Source organism: Streptomyces speibonae (genome assembly GCF_984686075.1).
Map to the genome: position 1 here is coordinate 2789249 of NZ_OZ480260.1, position 15488 is coordinate 2804736.

Here is a 15488-nt window from a genome sequence, read left to right on the forward strand (position 1 = left end):
CGCCCCGCTTGTGGACCCTGATGCCCCCTTGTGCCGGAACGGCATGCCACCATCGTGCGGGCGGTGACCGGTGATACGAGATCGAGAAGAGATGATGAAGCAGCAGGGTGCGCACCCAGGGGAGACGGAGGGCACCCCTGACGCGTCGTCGCGCCCGGACACCGCGGAACCCGGCCCCACGGACCCGGACAACGCCCACATCGACGAGGTGGAGGGCGACGAGCCGCTGCTTCCCGCGCGGGTGCACCGCCCGTCCGATCTCATGCGGCTGCTGGGCGGCGTCCTCGCGATCGTGCTGCTGCTGGCGATCGCCGCGTTCGCCCACGGCACCACCTCGGGGCTGGAACAGGACATCACCAAGGGCACCGGGCAGGCACCCGATCTGCTCATCAAGATCGCCGGCCTGGCCTCCAGCATCGCCATCCTCCTGGTGCCGGTCGCCTTCGCCATCGAGCGGCTGATCAAAAGGGACGGGCTGCGGATCGCCGACGGTGTGCTCGCGGCCGTGCTCGCGCACGGTGTGACGCTCGCCACCGACCTCTGGGTGGCACGTGCCGCCCCGGACTCGATCCAGGAAGCGCTCACCCAGCCCTCCCCCGGGGACATCCATGCGCTCACCGACCCGGTGCACGGCTATCTCGCACCGGTCATCGCGTACATGACGGCCGTCGGCATGTCCCGTCGGCCGCGCTGGCGCGCGGTGCTGTGGGTCGTGCTGCTTCTCGACGCCTTCTCGATGCTCGTCACCGGGTACACGACACCGTTCTCGATCATCCTCACGGTGCTGATCGGCTGGACCGTCGCCTACGGCACCCTCTACGCGGTCGGCTCCCCCAATGTGCGTCCCACCGGTCGCACCCTGATGGCGGGCCTGCGCACCGTCGGCTTCCGCCCCGTGACCGCCTCCCGCGTGGAGGGGCCGGACGCCGCCGAGACCGGCGACCGGGGACGCCGCTACTTCGTCACCCTGGAGGACGGTCCGCCGCTGGACGTCACGGTCGTCGACCGCGAACAGCAGGCGCAGGGGTTCTTCTACCGCGCGTGGCGCAATCTGGCCCTGCGCGGCTTCGCGACCCGCAGCAGCCTGCAGTCGCTGCGCCAGGCGCTGGAGCAGGAGGCCCTGCTGGCCTACGCGGCCATCGCGGCCGGCGCCAACGCGCCCAAGCTGATCGCGACCTCCGAGCTCGGTCCCGACGCGGTGATGCTCGTCTACGAGCACACCGGCGGCCGCACCCTCGACTCGCTGCCGGACGAGGAGATCACCGACGAACTGCTGCGGGACACCTGGCACCAGGTACGGGCCCTGCAGTCCCGCCGGATCGCACACCGCAGGCTGGTGGGCGACGCCATCCTGGTGGACCCCTCCGGCACGGTGATCCTCACCGATCTGCGCGGCGGGGAGATCGCGGCCGGCGATCTGCTGCTGCGCATGGACATCTCCCAGCTGCTGGTGACGCTGGGCCTCAGGGTCGGCGCCGAACGGGCCGTGGCCTCCGCGCTGAGCGTCCTCGGGCCCGACACCGTGGCGGACTGCCTGCCGATGCTCCAGCCCATCGCGCTGAGCCGCTCCACCCGCGCCACGCTCCGGAAACTGGCCCGGGAGCAGGCGGAACGCGAGCGGGAGGCGGTCCTGGAGGCCTCCCGCCAGACCAAGCCCGCCCGCGCGGAGCAGGGCACCGACGGCGAGCGCCACGTGGTGCTCGACAAAGCCGCCAAGAAGGCCGTGCGCGCGGAACAGCGGGCCGAGAAGCGGGCCATCGACGAGGCGCTGGAGGAGGCGCGCGAGGAGGACCTGCTCACCCAGATCCGCCACGAGGTGCTGCGCATCCGGCCGCAGGCCCCGGTCGAGCCGGCCCGGCTGGAGCGGGTGCGTCCGCGCACGCTCATCAGTTTCATCGCCGGTGCGATCGGCGCGTACTTCCTGCTCACCCAGCTCACCCACATCGAGGTCGGCCCGCTGATCTCGAACGCCGAGTGGGGCTGGGTCGCGGCGGCCGTGCTGTTCTCCGCGGCCAGCTACTTCGCGGCGGCCATGGCCCTGCTCGGGTTCGTGCCGGAGCGGGTGCCGTTCGCGCGGACCGTGGCCGCACAGGTCGCCGGGTCGTTCGTGAAGATCGTCGCCCCGGCGGCGGTGGGCGGTGTCGCCCTGAACACCCGCTTCCTCCAGCGCGCGGGGGTGCGGCCGGGGCTCGCGGTGGCGAGCGTGGGCGCGTCGCAGCTCTTCGGACTGGGCTGCCACGTCCTCATGCTGCTGGCGTTCGGCTATCTGACCGGTACCGAGAAGACGCCCTCCCTGTCGCCCTCCCGTACGGTCATCGGCGGCCTGCTGACGGTGGCGGTGCTGGTGCTCGTGGTGACCTCGGTGCCGTTCCTGCGGAAGTTCGTCGTCACCCGCGTGCGGTCGCTCTTCGCCGGTGTCGTGCCGCGCATGCTCGACGTGTTGCAGCGTCCGCAGAAACTGATCACCGGCATCGGCGGCATGCTGCTGCTGACGGCCTGCTTCGTGATGTGCCTGGACGCCTCGATCCGGGCCTTCGGCGACGAGACGGCCTCGGTCAGCATCGCCAGCGTCGCCGTCGTCTTCCTCGCCGGCAACGCACTGGGGTCCGCGGCACCGACACCGGGCGGCGTGGGCGCGGTCGAGGCGACCCTGACGGTCGGTCTGATCGCCGTCGGCCTCCCCAAGGAGGTCGCCGCGCCCGCCGTGCTGCTCTTCCGGCTGCTGACGCTGTGGCTGCCGGTGCTGCCGGGGTGGATCGCCTTCAACCACCTCACGCGCAAAGAGGCGCTGTAGCGGGCAGCGGCCTACGGCACGGCGGTCCGCGGCACTCGTGCGCCGTGCCTCGCAACGGCCCGCCTACCTCGTACGGCACGTGTCCCGCGCGTGGGGCACCGGGCGACCGCAGGATGGGAGCATGCCCCAGCCCTCCGGCCTCCGCCCGCGTGCCGCCGTCCTGACCGCCTGCGCCGTGCTGCTGCCCGCCCTGCTGGCGGGCTGCGGCGGGGACGACGAGGGTCAGGACCAGGACCTCACGCGGCAGGAGCTCGACTGGAGGGACTGCCCGGCCCCGTCCGAGGCCCAGGGCGGCGGCCCTGCCCCCTCCCCGCTGCCCGGCGGCAGGGGCGAGTGGAGCTGCGCCACCATGAAGGCGCCGCTGGACTGGGACGACCCCGAGGGCGACACCATCGACCTCGCACTGATCCGGGTCAGGTCGAGCGGCCCGTCGAGCGAGCGCATCGGCTCCCTGATCTTCAACTTCGGCGGCCCGGGCGGCTCCGGCGTCACCACGCTGCCGGCCTTCGGCGAGGAGTACGCGACCCTGCGCACCCGCTACGACCTGGTGAGCTTCGATCCCCGCGGGGTCGGCCGCAGCGCACCCGTGGAGTGCCAGGACGACCGGCAGCTGGACGCGCACTTCCAGCAGGACGCCACCCCCGACGACGACGCCGAGCGCGCGGAACTCCTCAACGGCACCAAGGAGTTCAACGCGGACTGCGAGGAGAACTCCGAGCGGATCCTGCCGCATGTGCGCACCACGGACGCCGCCCGTGACCTGGACCTGATGCGTCGGGTCCTCGGCGACGACAAGCTGCACTACTTCGGCATCTCCTACGGCACGGAACTCGGCGGTGTCTACGCCCACCTGTTCCCCCGGAACGTGGGACGCGCCGTGTTCGACGCGGTCGTCGATCCCACCCAGAACGCGGAAGCCGGCTCCCTCGGGCAGGCTCGCGGTTTCCAGCTCGCGCTCGACAACTACGCCGAGGACTGCGTCGCACGGACCGAGGAGTGTCCCATCGGCGACAGCGCGCAGGACGTGAAGAACCGCATCGCCGCGCTGCTGAGGGACCTCGACCGCAGGCCCATCCCCGGGATCTTTCCCCGGCAGCTGACCCAGACCGCGGCGACCGGCGGCATCGCACAGGCCCTGTACTCACAGGAGTTCTGGGAGTTCCTCACCGACGGCCTCGAGCAGGCGTACGACGGTGACGGAACGATCCTGATGCTGCTGTCCGACTCGCTGAACGGGCGCAGCGAGAACGGCGAGTACAGCAACCTCGTCGCGGCCAACACCGCCATCAACTGCGCCGACGACAAACCGCGCTACGGCCCCGAGGACGTCGAACGCGAACTGCCCGCGTTCCGGGCCGCGTCCGCGCTCTTCGGCGAGTATCTGGCGTGGGGGATGATCAGCTGCACGGACTGGGCGGTGCCGGGGGCCGCGGACCACCCCGAGGTGAGCGCCCCCGGCGCGGCCCCGATCCTGGTGATCGGCAACACCGGCGACCCGGCCACCCCGTACGAGGGGGCGCGCAGGATGGCGCAGGCCCTCGGTGAAGGTGTCGGGGTGGAACTGACGTACCGGGGGCAGGGGCACGGCGCGTACAGCAGCGGGAACCGGTGCGTGCAGCGGGCGGTGCACGGCTATCTGCTGGAGGGCACGGTGCCTGAGGATGGAGCCGTCTGTGCGTGAGGCGCGCCTGCGTGACGGCGTGCACCGCGCTCGCATGGCTACATATGCACAGGTCAGAGCGTTATCCACAGGCTGGTCCGGCGGGCGGTGAAAACTGCCTACCATGGCCTGACCGCCATCCGTGGCAGAGCGCGGAAGGCCAGCGAGGGGGGAATTGGTACATGACCCGTTTCACACGGTGGACGGCCCTGGCGGTCGCCGCCGCGCTCCTGACGGCGGGCTGCAGCGGATCCGGCTCGTCGGACGACGACTCCCGCGAGAAGGGCGGGAACGGCGACGACGGCAAGGGCGGCAAGGGCAACGTGGCCGCGCTCGACTGGGGAGAGTGCGAGGCGTCCGGCGACGCGCCCGCACCGGGCGACGACTGGCAGTGCGCCACACTCCAGGTGCCGCTGGACTGGTCGAAACCGGAGGGCTCGACGATCGGGCTGGCCCTCATCCGGGCCAAGGCCACCGGGGGCGACCGCGCCGGCTCCCTGCTGTTCAACTTCGGCGGGCCCGGCGGCTCGGGCGTCTCCATGATGCCGTCCTACGCCTCCACGGTCTCCAAGCTGCGCGAGCGGTACGACCTGGTCAGCTGGGATCCGCGCGGGGTGGCCGCCAGCGAGGGCGTCCGCTGCCGTGACGACAAGAGCATCCAGGCCGCCGAGGCGTCGGTGGACGGCACCCCGGACACACCGGCCGAGGAGCAGGCGTACCTGCGGGACGCGGCCGACTTCGGCAAGGGCTGCAAGGAGGACGCGGGGGAGCTGATCGCCCATGTCTCGACCACCGACACCGCTCGTGACATGGACCGCATCCGGCAGGCCCTCGGCGACGAGAAGCTGAACTACTTCGGCATCTCCTACGGCACCGAGCTCGGCGGCGTCTACGCGCACCTGTTCCCCAAGAAGGTGGGCCGGATGACCCTCGACGCGGTGGTCGATCCGACCGCCGACACCATCGGGCACGCGAAGAACCAGGCGCGCGGCTTCCAGACGGCCCTCAACAACTATCTGAAGTCCACCGGGCAGGACCCCGAGCAGGGATCGCGGGACATAGCGCGGCTCCTGGAGCGGATCGACGCCGAGCCGCTGCCGACGTCCTCCTCCGGGCGTGAGCTGACGCAGACGCTGGCGCTGACCGGCATCGTCCTGCCGCTGTACAGCAAGACCAGCTGGCCGGTGCTGACCAGCGCGCTGGAGGCCGCCGAGGACGGGGACGGCTCGGAGCTGCTGGCCCTGGCCGACGGGTACAACGAGCGCGACGCCTCGGGCCGCTACGGCACCACGACCCACTCCCAGCGGGTCATCTCGTGCCTGGACGCCAAGCAGCGGCCGACGATCGAGGAGACGAAGAAGCTGCTGCCGGAGTTCGAGGAGATATCGCCGGTGTTCGGCTCCTTCCTCGGCTGGGACACCGCCGGCTGGTGCCACGACTGGCCGGTGCCCGGCCAGTTCGACACCCCTGAGGTGAGCGCCCCCGGCGCGCCGCCGGTGCTGGTCGTGGGCAACACGGGCGACCCGGCCACGCCGTACGAGGGCGCACGGAAGATGGCGGACGAACTGGGCGAGGACGTCGGCGTCGTGCTCACCTGGAAGGGCGAGGGCCATGGCGCGTACGGCAGCGGCAGCGACTGCGTCGACTCGGCGGTGAACGCGTATCTGCTGGACGGCACGGTGCCGGAGGACGGCAAGGTCTGCTCATGACGACGGCGGGGGCTCCGCGCACCGTGGTGTCGTCGGAGCCCCCGCCGTGTCCTGGCTGAGCCGCCCTGTGTGCCGGGGTTCAGTACAGGGGTTCGGTGCAGGGGTTCAGTACACCGGCTTTTCCGGCTCGATCTGGTTGACCCAGCCGATCACGCCGCCGCCGACGTGGACCGCGTCGGAGAAGCCGGCAGACTTCAGGACCGCGAGGACTTCCGCACTGCGGACACCCGTCTTGCAGTTCAAGACAATCTTCTTGTCCTGCGGCAGGCTCTCCAGGGCGTTGCCCATCAGGAACTCGTTCTTGGGGATCAGGCGGGCGCCCGGGATGGAGACGATCTCGAACTCGTTCGGCTCCCGGACGTCGATGAGCTCGAGGCTCTCGCCGTCGTCGATCCACTCCTTGAGCTGCTTGGGGGTGATCGTGGAGTCGGCCGCCGCCGCCTGGGCCTCCTCGGACACGACGCCGCAGAAGGCCTCGTAGTCGATGAGCTCCGTGACGGTCGGGTTGTCGCCGCAGATCGCGCAGTCGGGGTCCTTGCGGACCTTGACCTGGCGGTACTGCATCTCCAGGGCGTCGTAGATCATCAGCCGGCCGACGAGCGGCTCACCGATGCCGGCCAGCAGCTTGATGGCCTCGTTCGCCTGGATGGAGCCGATGGACGCGCACAGCACGCCGAGGACGCCGCCCTCGGCGCAGGAGGGGACCATGCCCGGGGGCGGGGGCTCCGGGTAGAGGCAGCGGTAGCAGGGGCCGTGCTCGGACCAGAAGACGGAGGCCTGGCCGTCGAAGCGGTAGATCGAGCCCCAGACATAGGGCTTGTTCAGCAGGACGCAGGCGTCGTTGACCAGGTAGCGGGTCGCGAAGTTGTCCGTGCCGTCGACGATCAGGTCGTACTGGCTGAAGATGTCCTTCACGTTGTCGGACTCGAGCCGCTCCTCGTGGAGCACCACGTTCACGTAAGGGTTGATGCCCTTGATCGTGTCCCGCGCGGACTCCGCCTTGGGGCGGCCGATGTCGGACTGGCTGTGGATGACCTGGCGCTGCAGGTTCGATTCGTCGACCTCGTCGAACTCCACGATGCCGAGCGTGCCCACGCCCGCGGCGGCCATGTACATCAGCCCTGGCGAACCCAGACCGCCGGCGCCCACGAAGAGCACCTTGCTGTTCTTCAGCCGCTTCTGCCCGTCCATCCCCACATCGGGGATGATCAGGTGGCGGGAGTACCTGCGGACCTCGTCTACGGTCAGCTCGGGGGCCGGCTCGACCAGGGGTGGCAGCGACACGGGGACTCCGTTGGTCGGTCAATCACTACGGTTGTTCTTCGCTTAACACTGCCATGGCCTTTTTCATTCCGAGACACCCGTCCCGATCTGCGAGACGATGTCGTCCCAGTAGCCGGGCATGGATTCCCAAGGGTCGGTGGGGTGGGTGGGGTGGGTGGGGTGGGTGGTGGGGGTGCGGTGGGTCGTGGTGGGGGTGGTCGGGGTTGTCTGGTCTGTGAAGTAGACCGTGGCTGCTCCTTGCCAGCGGGCGATGCGCAGCGCCTCGTCCAGGTGGGGACGGGGCACTCCGTGCACGAAGTGGCAGAAGCGTTCGGGCGGGTGGTCGGCGGTCCACTCCGCCACCTGCGACCAGCGGTAGTCGCTCCACGCACCGGAGAAGGTGACGAGCTGGTCGCCGTGCTCGGCGAAGGCGGGGTGGGGATGGGTGCCGTGGCCCAGGACGATGTGCGCGGTCTCATGGAGCACCCGGAGCGTGGCCGCGGTGCGCCGCACCCCGGGGAGCGCGGGGAGGTCGGCGGGGCAGCGGTTCAGCAGGAAGCCGTCCACCTGGTACCAGTCGAGGAAGCGGTGCGCGTCCGAGATCACCTCGCCGAAGCCGCGGAGGCCGTAGGCGGTGTCGAGGTGTCCGAGGACGCGGACGCCGGCGTTGCGCAGGCGGCCGGCCGCCGCCAGGCAGTCCGGGTCGGGCTGCGCACCGGGGCCGTCGGCCACGTTGAGCACCACCCAGTGCAGGGGGGTGCCGGGGCAGGCGAGTCTGCTCCACTCGGTGGGGGCGAGGAGGGGGTGCGCGAAGCCGGGGATGCCGAGGCCGGTGCGGACGTCCGTGCCCGCGGTGCCTGGGTTCGTGCTGGTCAGGTTCATCAGATTCATCAGGTTCAGATGCGGCATGCCGCCTCCATCCAGATGTCGGCCAGGGACTCCTCGAGGTTGATGCGGGGGCGCCAGCCGAGGCGGTCCCGGGCGGTGCGGACGTCTGCCTGTTGCCAGGTGCCGCAGCCGTCGGGGTACGGGAAGGCGGTGGGGCCCGTGCCCGAGGTCGCGCCGGCGGTGGCGGAGGTGGGAGTCGGGGTTGAGGTCGAGGTGGGGTGGTGGTGGTCGGAGTCCGGGCGGGGGTGGCCGATGGAGGATCTGAGGTGCGGGGTGTGGGTGACATGAGTGCCGTGGCTGTGGGTCAGGTGGGTGGCGTGGTGCATCGCGGGGAGGGTGTCGAGTTCGTTGAGGGCACCGGTGTAGCCGGCCACCCGGGCGAGGATTCCCGCGGCGTCGCGCAAGCGGACGGCGCGGCCCGAGCCGATGTTGATGACGCCCTGCGCGGCGGAGAGCGACGCGGCGTGGACGGCCCGGGCGACGTCGCGGACGTCGACGAAGTCCCGTTGTGCGCCGAGGCCGCCGAGTTTGATCTCGCCGTCTCCGGACTGCATGGCGCGGCGCATCGCCTCGGCGAGGCGGCCGAGGGGGGAGCCGGCGGGGGTGCCGGGGCCGACGGGTGAGAAGACGCGGAGGACCACGGCGTCCAGTCCTGAGCCGAGGACCAGTTCGGTGGCGGCGAGCTTGCTGACGCCGTAGGGGCCGCCGGGGCGGGGGACGGCGTCCTCCGCGGTGGAGGAGCCGGGCTGGCTGGGGCCGTACTCCGAGCCGCAGCCGATCTGTACGAGCCGTGCGCCGCAGCCGCTGCGGCGGAGGGCCTCGCAGACGGTTGCCACGGCGACGGTGTTGTGGCGGGTCAGTTCGCGCGCGCCGCCTCTGGTGGCGCCGGCGCAGTTGATGACCACGCCGGGGTGGACGGCGTCGAGGAAGCGGGTGAGGGCGCCGGGGCTGCCGGTGGCGAGGTCGAAGCGGACATCGGCGTCGTCGCCGCGGCCGAGGGCGGTGAGCTGGACGGCGGGGTCGGCGAGGAGGCGGTCGGCGACGAAGCGGCCGATGTAGCCGTTGGCTCCGATCAGCAGGACTCTCATCATGCGGCTCCTTCGCTGTGCGGAGCTGGTGGGCGGGGGGTCATGCGGGGTTCTCCTTCGTGCGGGTGGGGGTCGTACGCCTGCGGCGCAGCGCGGGGTGGGGTGGGGTGCGCGTAGCGCCTACGGGGGGGTGGGTGGTGCGGGGCCGGGCCGGGGGTGTACGTCCTCGGACTGGCGCGATGGGGCTTGTCGGTGGAGGTGCGGGGCGCGGACGCGCCAGTCGCTGCGGGCGCACACCCCCGTCCCGTCCCCTCCCCGCCGTCGGCGCCTGCCGCGCGCCGCGGGCTGCGCGCCGCCGCTCCCCGCGACCCGCGCCATCCGCACGATCCCCGCGATCCGCGCCACCCGCGGGCAGTCGTGCCGCTGGGGCGGCACGGGTGGGCGCGGGCGGCACCCCGCCGGCGCCGGGCTGCGCAGACACCCCCCGGCCCGCACCGACGCAGGGCACCTTGCAGAAGCGCCGGCTGGGCAACGCACCCCCGGGGAGCGTCACGGCAGCTGCTCCGGGGTCAGGTGCGCCGCGGCCCGGGTGAGCGTGCGGGCCGCGTGGATCAGGAGGATCAGCGCCGCCGCACCGCAGGTGAGGACAGGGACGGCCGCCGGGCCCCACACCGCGGTGACACTCTCCACCGGTGTGGACAGCACACCGAGCCCCGGCAGCCGCGCCGCGAAGACCGACGCCAGCGCCGTCGCCTGCGCGACCGACGTCACCGCCAGCATCACCTTCGGCGCGTGCGTGAAGTTGTGCACCGTGAGCAGGCGGGCCAGGAACAGCAGGGCACCCAGCGCGAGCGTCCCGGGGAGCGCCAAGGGCTCGTCGAGGGCGACGGACACGATCACCAGCAGCGCCGCCACCGCGCCCAGGAACACGGTGAACGCGCCCAGGAGTGCGGGCCGCGCCGACGCGGAGAAGTCCTCCAGGCCACGGCTGGAGGCCAGCCTGCGACGGGCGTGCGTGGCGAAGAGGCGGGCGGTCCACGCGGCGGGGGCGCAGGCGAAGGCGAGGGCCACGGCCGGGGCGGCGGCGAGCGGCCAGTGTCCGTGGCCCGTGCCGTCGGGCAGGCCGTCGGGGCCGCCGGTGATCGCCACCCGCAGCAGGCCGTCGCCCAGGAGGGCGTAGCCGATGAGCCAGCAGGTCGAGGTCGTCGTGGTGGGGCGGTGCGCGCGGCGCGGGGCGCTCAGCGGGCCCCGGCGCAGTACCGCGCGAAGGGCGAGGGCGACGGCGAGGATGCCGGCGGCCGTCGCGTAGAGACGGGTTTCGCCGTGGGTGTGGTGGAGCGCGAGGACCGTGGCCGCGCACAGCGCGCCGGGGAGGAAGGGGAGGAGGAGTGTCGTGGTGCTTCGGGGGCTGGTGGTGGGTGGCGTGGGGCGGGTTTCGGCGTCGTCGCGGGGGGTGCGGGCGTAGAGCTCCTCGGCCAGGGAGAAGACGTCGCGGTGGCGGAAGCGCGCGGCGGTGCGGTCGGTGATGCCGTGCGCCTCCAGGCCCGCCGCGATCTCCAGGGGGTCCACCGCCCGGACGCACAGGTCGTTGTGGCGGTGCAGGAGTGCCTTGACGGGGTCGGCCGCACCCGACGGAGTCCGTTCGCTGAGGTCGGTCATCGGGTCGTCTCCGTTGCGGGTACCGGGGTGTGCAGGGCCCATGTGGGCACGGGGCGGGAGGCCGGCTCGGTCCAGTGGCCGGGGAGGCGGGCCTCGGCGGGGGCGGCGAAGGGCTGGACGCCGTCGAGGAGGGCGCGGCGGGCCGGGGTGCGCGCGACGGTCTCCAGGTAGAGGCCGTGGAACGCCGAGATGTTCTGGTCGACGGTGAACAGCTCGAGTGCGCGGGCGCGTGCGGCTGCGCCGAGGCGGGTGCGGCGCTCGGGGTCGCGCAGCAGGGAGACGCAGGCCTCGGCGAGCGCCCGCGGGTTGCGGGGTGGTACGACGAGACCGGTGCCCCCGACGGCCTCCACGACCGCGCCGACGTCCGTCGAGACGGTCGCGCGCCCGCAGAGCATCGCCTCGACCAGCCCGACGGGGAACCCCTCGACGACGCTGGACAGGACCGTCACCGCCGCACCGGCGTAGGCGTCGGCACAGGTGCGCAGGCCGGGGCCGCCGAGCTCCTCGAAGGAGACCGGGTTGTCGCCCACGGCATGCGGGCCGTCGGCCTCGTCCGGGAAGAGGTGGGCGGCCAGGGCCTTGCAGTGGCCGAGGTAGGCGGCGCCCTCCGGGCCGGTCGGGCCGCCGATGACGCGCAGGCGGGTCTTCGGCTCCTGTCTGCGGATCTCCGCGAAGGCGTGCAGCAGCGAGACCAAGTCCTTGGCGGGCTCCACCCGGCCCGACCACAGGAGCGTGTGCGGGTCCGCGCTCTGCGACTCCCCCACCTCGACGAAGGGCGCGGGGTCCATGCCCGGGTACACGGTGCGCAGCTTGGTCCGGTCGGCGCCGCACCGTTCCTGCCAGCGGCGGGCGTGGGCGTTGCCCGGCGTGATGAACGCGGCGCGGCGGTAGGTCTCGGCGGCGAGCCTGCCGTGGAAGGCGGCGAGCAGGGAGCGGACCGCGGCCGGGGAGTCGGGGCGGGTGAGGTAGTGCGTCCGCAGGCGTACGCCGTACTCGGTGACGAGGAGCGGGACGCCGAAGAAGTGGTGGGCGAGCAGGCCGGGCAGGGCCGTCACACCGCCCGCGGTGGCGTGGCACAGGTCGACCGCGCCCAGTCCGTCCTCGTCGTACCAGTCGAGCGAGAGGGGGCGCAGGGCGCGTTCCAGATGCGCGGCGACGGCCAGGAGATCCGGGACGCGGGCCTCGCGCGCGGTGCGCCGGGCGCCGGGCGCACGACAGGCGCGCTCCAGGGCGCGGACGGCCGTCTCGGAGCGGAGTGCGGCCACCAGGCCGCCCTGGTCGCGGGCGAGTTCGGCGAGGCCGTGCAGCGCGGTGGCGAAACGGTCCGCCTCGGGGGTGGAGGCGTCCGTGGGGGCGCAGAGGGTCGCGGCCAGTTGTCCGTAGTGCTCCGAGAAGAGCCGGCGTGCGCGACGGCCGTACACCACCCCGTCGTCCTCGGCCGCCCACAGCGGCGCGGTGCGCACCCTGCGGACCTGCGGGGGCAGCGGGACCCAGCCCGCGTCCTCCTGGGCCTGGCCACTGCTGAACGCGTAGACGTCGAACTCGTGCCGGCCGAGTCCGCGCACCAGGCGGTCGCACCAGAGCCTGCCCTCACCGCCCACATACGGATAACCACCCTCCGTAAGCAGTCCGATGCGCACGTGTGCACCCCCGATCTCCCGTGTGGGGAGCCGCCGTTGGCCCGGCGGCTCGCAGCGGGACGAAGGTATGCGGAACAGAAGGCGGCGTGATGGACGGTTGTCCATCACGCCACCAAAAGGGGTGAACGGGCGTAACTTTCCCGTGCGGGACGCGTTCAGGTCTGCTGACCGGCGGTCAGCCGTTCGGGTAGGCCCAGGGGTTCGGGCGGCAGCGGATCCCGTCGTGCTCGAGGAACTTGGTCTGCTGCTGCATCACCGGCGCCAGGTCGCCGTCCTTGTCGCAGGTGAGGTGGTTGTGGCCGAGGCGGTGGCCGATCTCGTGGTTGATCAGCATCTGGCGGTAGGCGTGGATCTTGTCGCCGTAGGTCTCGGAGCCCTGCGCCCACCGGTAGGCGTTGATCATCACGCGTTCGGTGGCCGCGGAGTCGCAGGAGACGTTGTCCTCGGTGGTGTCCAGGCCCGACTTGGCGCACCAGTCGGCGGTCGTCTTGGGGCTGGCGAGGGTGATCACCCAGTCGACCCGGCCGGACTGGACGCGTTCGAAGGCGAGGGCGCCGTTGTGCGCCCAGCTCCGGTTGTCGTTGAGCGTCCGGTGCACGGCCTGGGCGAAGAGTTCGCCGTCGAGGCCGAGCCCCTGCTCGACGTCCACGCGGTAGGTGATCTTCCGGCCCTTGCCGGGCGCCTTGTCGATGCCGTTGATCGCGTCGAACTTCCCGGTGCCCGCGCGGGTCTGGGTGAGCGGGTACTTCCTGTCCATCTTCTGCTGGTACGTCAGCGGCTCGGTGGAGGGTGCGGCGGGCGTCTCCCGGTCGTCACCGCGCGAGGCGGAGTCCCGTACGTCACGCGCCTGCTCACCGGCGGACTGTGCCTGTGCGCCGGGGTCGGCGCGTTCCTCGGTGACCTGGCCGGCCACGACGACGGCCAGGACCGTGGTGACGGCGGCGGCCGCGATACCGGTGAAGGCCCTGCCCTTGCCGCCCTTGGCCGCGGGCCCTCCGCCCGGCGGGTCGTTGTCGTCGTCGCGGTCGGACGGGATGCCGACGGCCGGTTCGCTGCTCCAGTCGGTGACGAAGTCGTACGGGTCGGCGCGGTGCGCGGAGGCCGGCGGGCGCGAGGTGAAGACGTCGGCGTCCTCGGCGAAGGCGTCGAGGTACTCCTTGCGCGGTCCTCCCCCGGGCGCCCGGCGCTGGCGCGGGAAGGGCGCGCCCCGGGTGCCGGGCGCCGGCGGCTGTCCGTAGGGGCCCGGGCCGGTGGGGGGCATGCCGGCGTAACCGGTCCCGGTTGTCGTCCGGTCGTACACCGTCCCCCAGCCGCCGCCGGGTTCGCGCTGCTCGGGGTGGCCTCCGCGCGCCTGCGGCACACCGCGCGGCGGTGTGCCGTCCGGCTGCCATCCGTCCGGGAGGCGCGGCACACCGTGCGCGGGCGTGGCGGACGGGTGGGGCTGGGGATACGGGTACGGCTCCCCGTACCCGGACTGCTGCCGGGCCGGTGGTGCGGCGGACGTGCGGGGACCCGGGCGGACCTCCCGGGCGTTGCGTGCGGTCGTCTCCGCGCTGCCGCCCTTGGGGGCGGGTCCACGGCGGCTGTGGCGTCCCACGTCGCGCCTCAGCCCCTCTTGTCGTCGGCGGTGGCACCGCCACCGGTTGCCGCGGCGGAACCCTGAGCGCCCTGCGCGCCCGGCTCCCCAGTATCCCCTTCATCGGCCGAATCCGTTGTATCCCTGAGGAGTTCGCGGAAGGCGAGTGCCACGGTCCCGGGATATTCCATCATCGCCACGTGCCCCGCCTCGGGGATGGCCACCAGCCGGGAGTGCCGGAACGCGCGCGCCGCACGCTGCGCCATGCGGAAGCCGACGAGCTGGTCCCGGCCGCCGTAGACGAGCAGCGTCGGTGCGAGCACCCGCTCGGCCTGGCGCCACAGTCCGTGCTGGCCACCCAGGGTGTAGGCGTCGACGATCCCCCGCGCGGAGCGCGCCATGGCGTCCCAGAAGTACGGCAGCCGCAGCCGGCGCTCCATCTCCTGCACCGCGTTGCGGAACCCCTCGGGCGACACCCGCGCGGGGTCGCCGTAGCAGAGCCGCAGCACGCCGCGGACCCGCTGCTCCGCCGTCCACTCGCGGGTGATGCGGGTGAACAGGGGTGCGACCCCGGGCACCGCCAGCAGCGCCGTGGGGACGGCGGTGCGCTGCACCCGCAGCTCGGGCAGGGCCGGCGACACGAGGGTGAGGGTGCGCACGAGGTCGGGGCGTACGGCGGCGACGCGGGTCGTGACCGCGCCGCCGAGGGAGTTGCCGAGGAGGTGGACCGGGCCGCGGCCGGAGGCGTCGAGATAGCGGATCACCGCGCGTGCGTGCGCGGTGATCGAGTAGTCGCCGTCGTCCGGCGGCGGGGAGTCGCCGAAGCCCGGCAGGTCGACCGCTTCGCTGTCGACCACGTCGTGCAGCCGCGGCATGAGGGCCGACCAGTTCAGCGAGGAGCCGCCGAGTCCGTGGACGTACAGAGCGGGCGGCAGGCCCTTGCGCGCGGGGGGTCTCGACCGTACGGAGAGCGTGACGCCGGGCAGCCGTACCGACCTGAGCCGCTCGCCCTCGGCGACCCTGACGGCCGCCACCTGGGGAAGCACGTTGGCGGGCGGCACGGACGGCAGCTCGGTCGAAGACATGCGGCAATGTTACGAGACGATCACGCGGCAGCTCACGTGTTCGGCATCACAAGGTTGCTCCATGGAGGGTGCGCGGTCCGTCACGTCGCCGTCGCGCATCGCATAGCGTCCGGATCGAGTGTCTCCTACTCTCGTACGGAGGGCACCCGCATGTGGCACCTGTACTCATCAGGGACGTTCGTAGGA

The 15488-nt window shown here is 72.6% G+C and carries 10 protein-coding genes; 3 read left to right on the forward strand and 7 right to left on the reverse strand.

Translation table 11 applies throughout. The features are described from left to right. The first annotated feature begins 94 nt into the window (after positions 1 to 94). The 3 genes from AC5L3C_RS12315 (at position 95) to AC5L3C_RS12325 (ending at position 6163) form a co-directional block, all read left to right on the forward strand. Positions 95 to 2794, forward strand: coding sequence for a lysylphosphatidylglycerol synthase domain-containing protein (locus AC5L3C_RS12315; RefSeq protein WP_493653838.1), 2700 nt, complete (start codon positions 95 to 97; stop codon positions 2792 to 2794). A gap of 121 nt (positions 2795 to 2915) precedes the next feature. After that, positions 2916 to 4475, forward strand: coding sequence for an alpha/beta hydrolase (locus tag AC5L3C_RS12320; RefSeq protein WP_493649037.1), 1560 nt, complete (start codon positions 2916 to 2918; stop codon positions 4473 to 4475). Positions 4476 to 4636: 161 nt separating this feature from the next. Next, complete coding sequence (locus tag AC5L3C_RS12325) at positions 4637 to 6163, forward strand: alpha/beta hydrolase (protein ID WP_493649038.1); 1527 nt, start codon at positions 4637 to 4639, stop codon at positions 6161 to 6163. Positions 6164 to 6268: 105 nt separating this feature from the next. Here AC5L3C_RS12325 and moeZ read toward each other — a convergent pair whose 3' ends face one another. From moeZ to AC5L3C_RS12360, 7 genes are all read right to left on the reverse strand, one after another. After that, on the reverse strand, positions 6269 to 7447 hold the full coding sequence (gene moeZ / locus AC5L3C_RS12330; RefSeq protein ID WP_493649039.1) for an adenylyltransferase/sulfurtransferase MoeZ: 1179 nt from the start codon (positions 7445 to 7447) through the stop codon (positions 6269 to 6271). 63 nt (positions 7448 to 7510) lie between these two features. Then, on the reverse strand, positions 7511 to 8311 hold the full coding sequence (locus tag AC5L3C_RS12335; RefSeq protein ID WP_493653840.1) for a spherulation-specific family 4 protein: 801 nt from the start codon (positions 8309 to 8311) through the stop codon (positions 7511 to 7513). An 11-nt stretch (positions 8312 to 8322) separates the two neighbouring features. Next, positions 8323 to 9402, reverse strand: a complete 1080-nt coding sequence (locus tag AC5L3C_RS12340; RefSeq protein ID WP_493653842.1) for an SDR family oxidoreductase — start codon at positions 9400 to 9402, stop codon at positions 8323 to 8325. Between the two features lie 489 nt (positions 9403 to 9891). After that, positions 9892 to 11001, reverse strand: coding sequence for a hypothetical protein (locus AC5L3C_RS12345; protein ID WP_493649040.1), 1110 nt, complete (start codon positions 10999 to 11001; stop codon positions 9892 to 9894). Next, on the reverse strand, positions 10998 to 12641 hold the full coding sequence (locus AC5L3C_RS12350) for a DUF3492 domain-containing protein (protein ID WP_493649041.1): 1644 nt from the start codon (positions 12639 to 12641) through the stop codon (positions 10998 to 11000). Before AC5L3C_RS12350 ends, AC5L3C_RS12345 begins: the two co-directional genes overlap by 4 nt. A 175-nt stretch (positions 12642 to 12816) precedes the next feature. Further along, positions 12817 to 14238, reverse strand: coding sequence for a DUF3152 domain-containing protein (locus AC5L3C_RS12355; protein WP_493649042.1), 1422 nt, complete (start codon positions 14236 to 14238; stop codon positions 12817 to 12819). 8 nt (positions 14239 to 14246) lie between these two features. Next, entirely contained in the window at positions 14247 to 15302 is a 1056-nt protein-coding gene (locus AC5L3C_RS12360; protein ID WP_493649043.1) for an alpha/beta fold hydrolase, read from the reverse strand. Between the last annotated feature and the right edge of the window lie 186 nt (positions 15303 to 15488).

Coding starts and splice junctions, on each gene's coding strand:
- AC5L3C_RS12315 (WP_493653838.1), top strand. CDS start 95: ATGAAGCAGCAGGGTGCGCACCCAGGGGAGACGGAGGGCACCCCTGAC.
- AC5L3C_RS12320 (WP_493649037.1), top strand. CDS start 2,916: ATGCCCCAGCCCTCCGGCCTCCGCCCGCGTGCCGCCGTCCTGACCGCC.
- AC5L3C_RS12325 (WP_493649038.1), top strand. CDS start 4,637: ATGACCCGTTTCACACGGTGGACGGCCCTGGCGGTCGCCGCCGCGCTC.
- AC5L3C_RS12340 (WP_493653842.1), bottom strand. CDS start 9,402: ATGAGAGTCCTGCTGATCGGAGCCAACGGCTACATCGGCCGCTTCGTC.
- AC5L3C_RS12345 (WP_493649040.1), bottom strand. CDS start 11,001: ATGACCGACCTCAGCGAACGGACTCCGTCGGGTGCGGCCGACCCCGTC.
- AC5L3C_RS12360 (WP_493649043.1), bottom strand. CDS start 15,302: ATGTCTTCGACCGAGCTGCCGTCCGTGCCGCCCGCCAACGTGCTTCCC.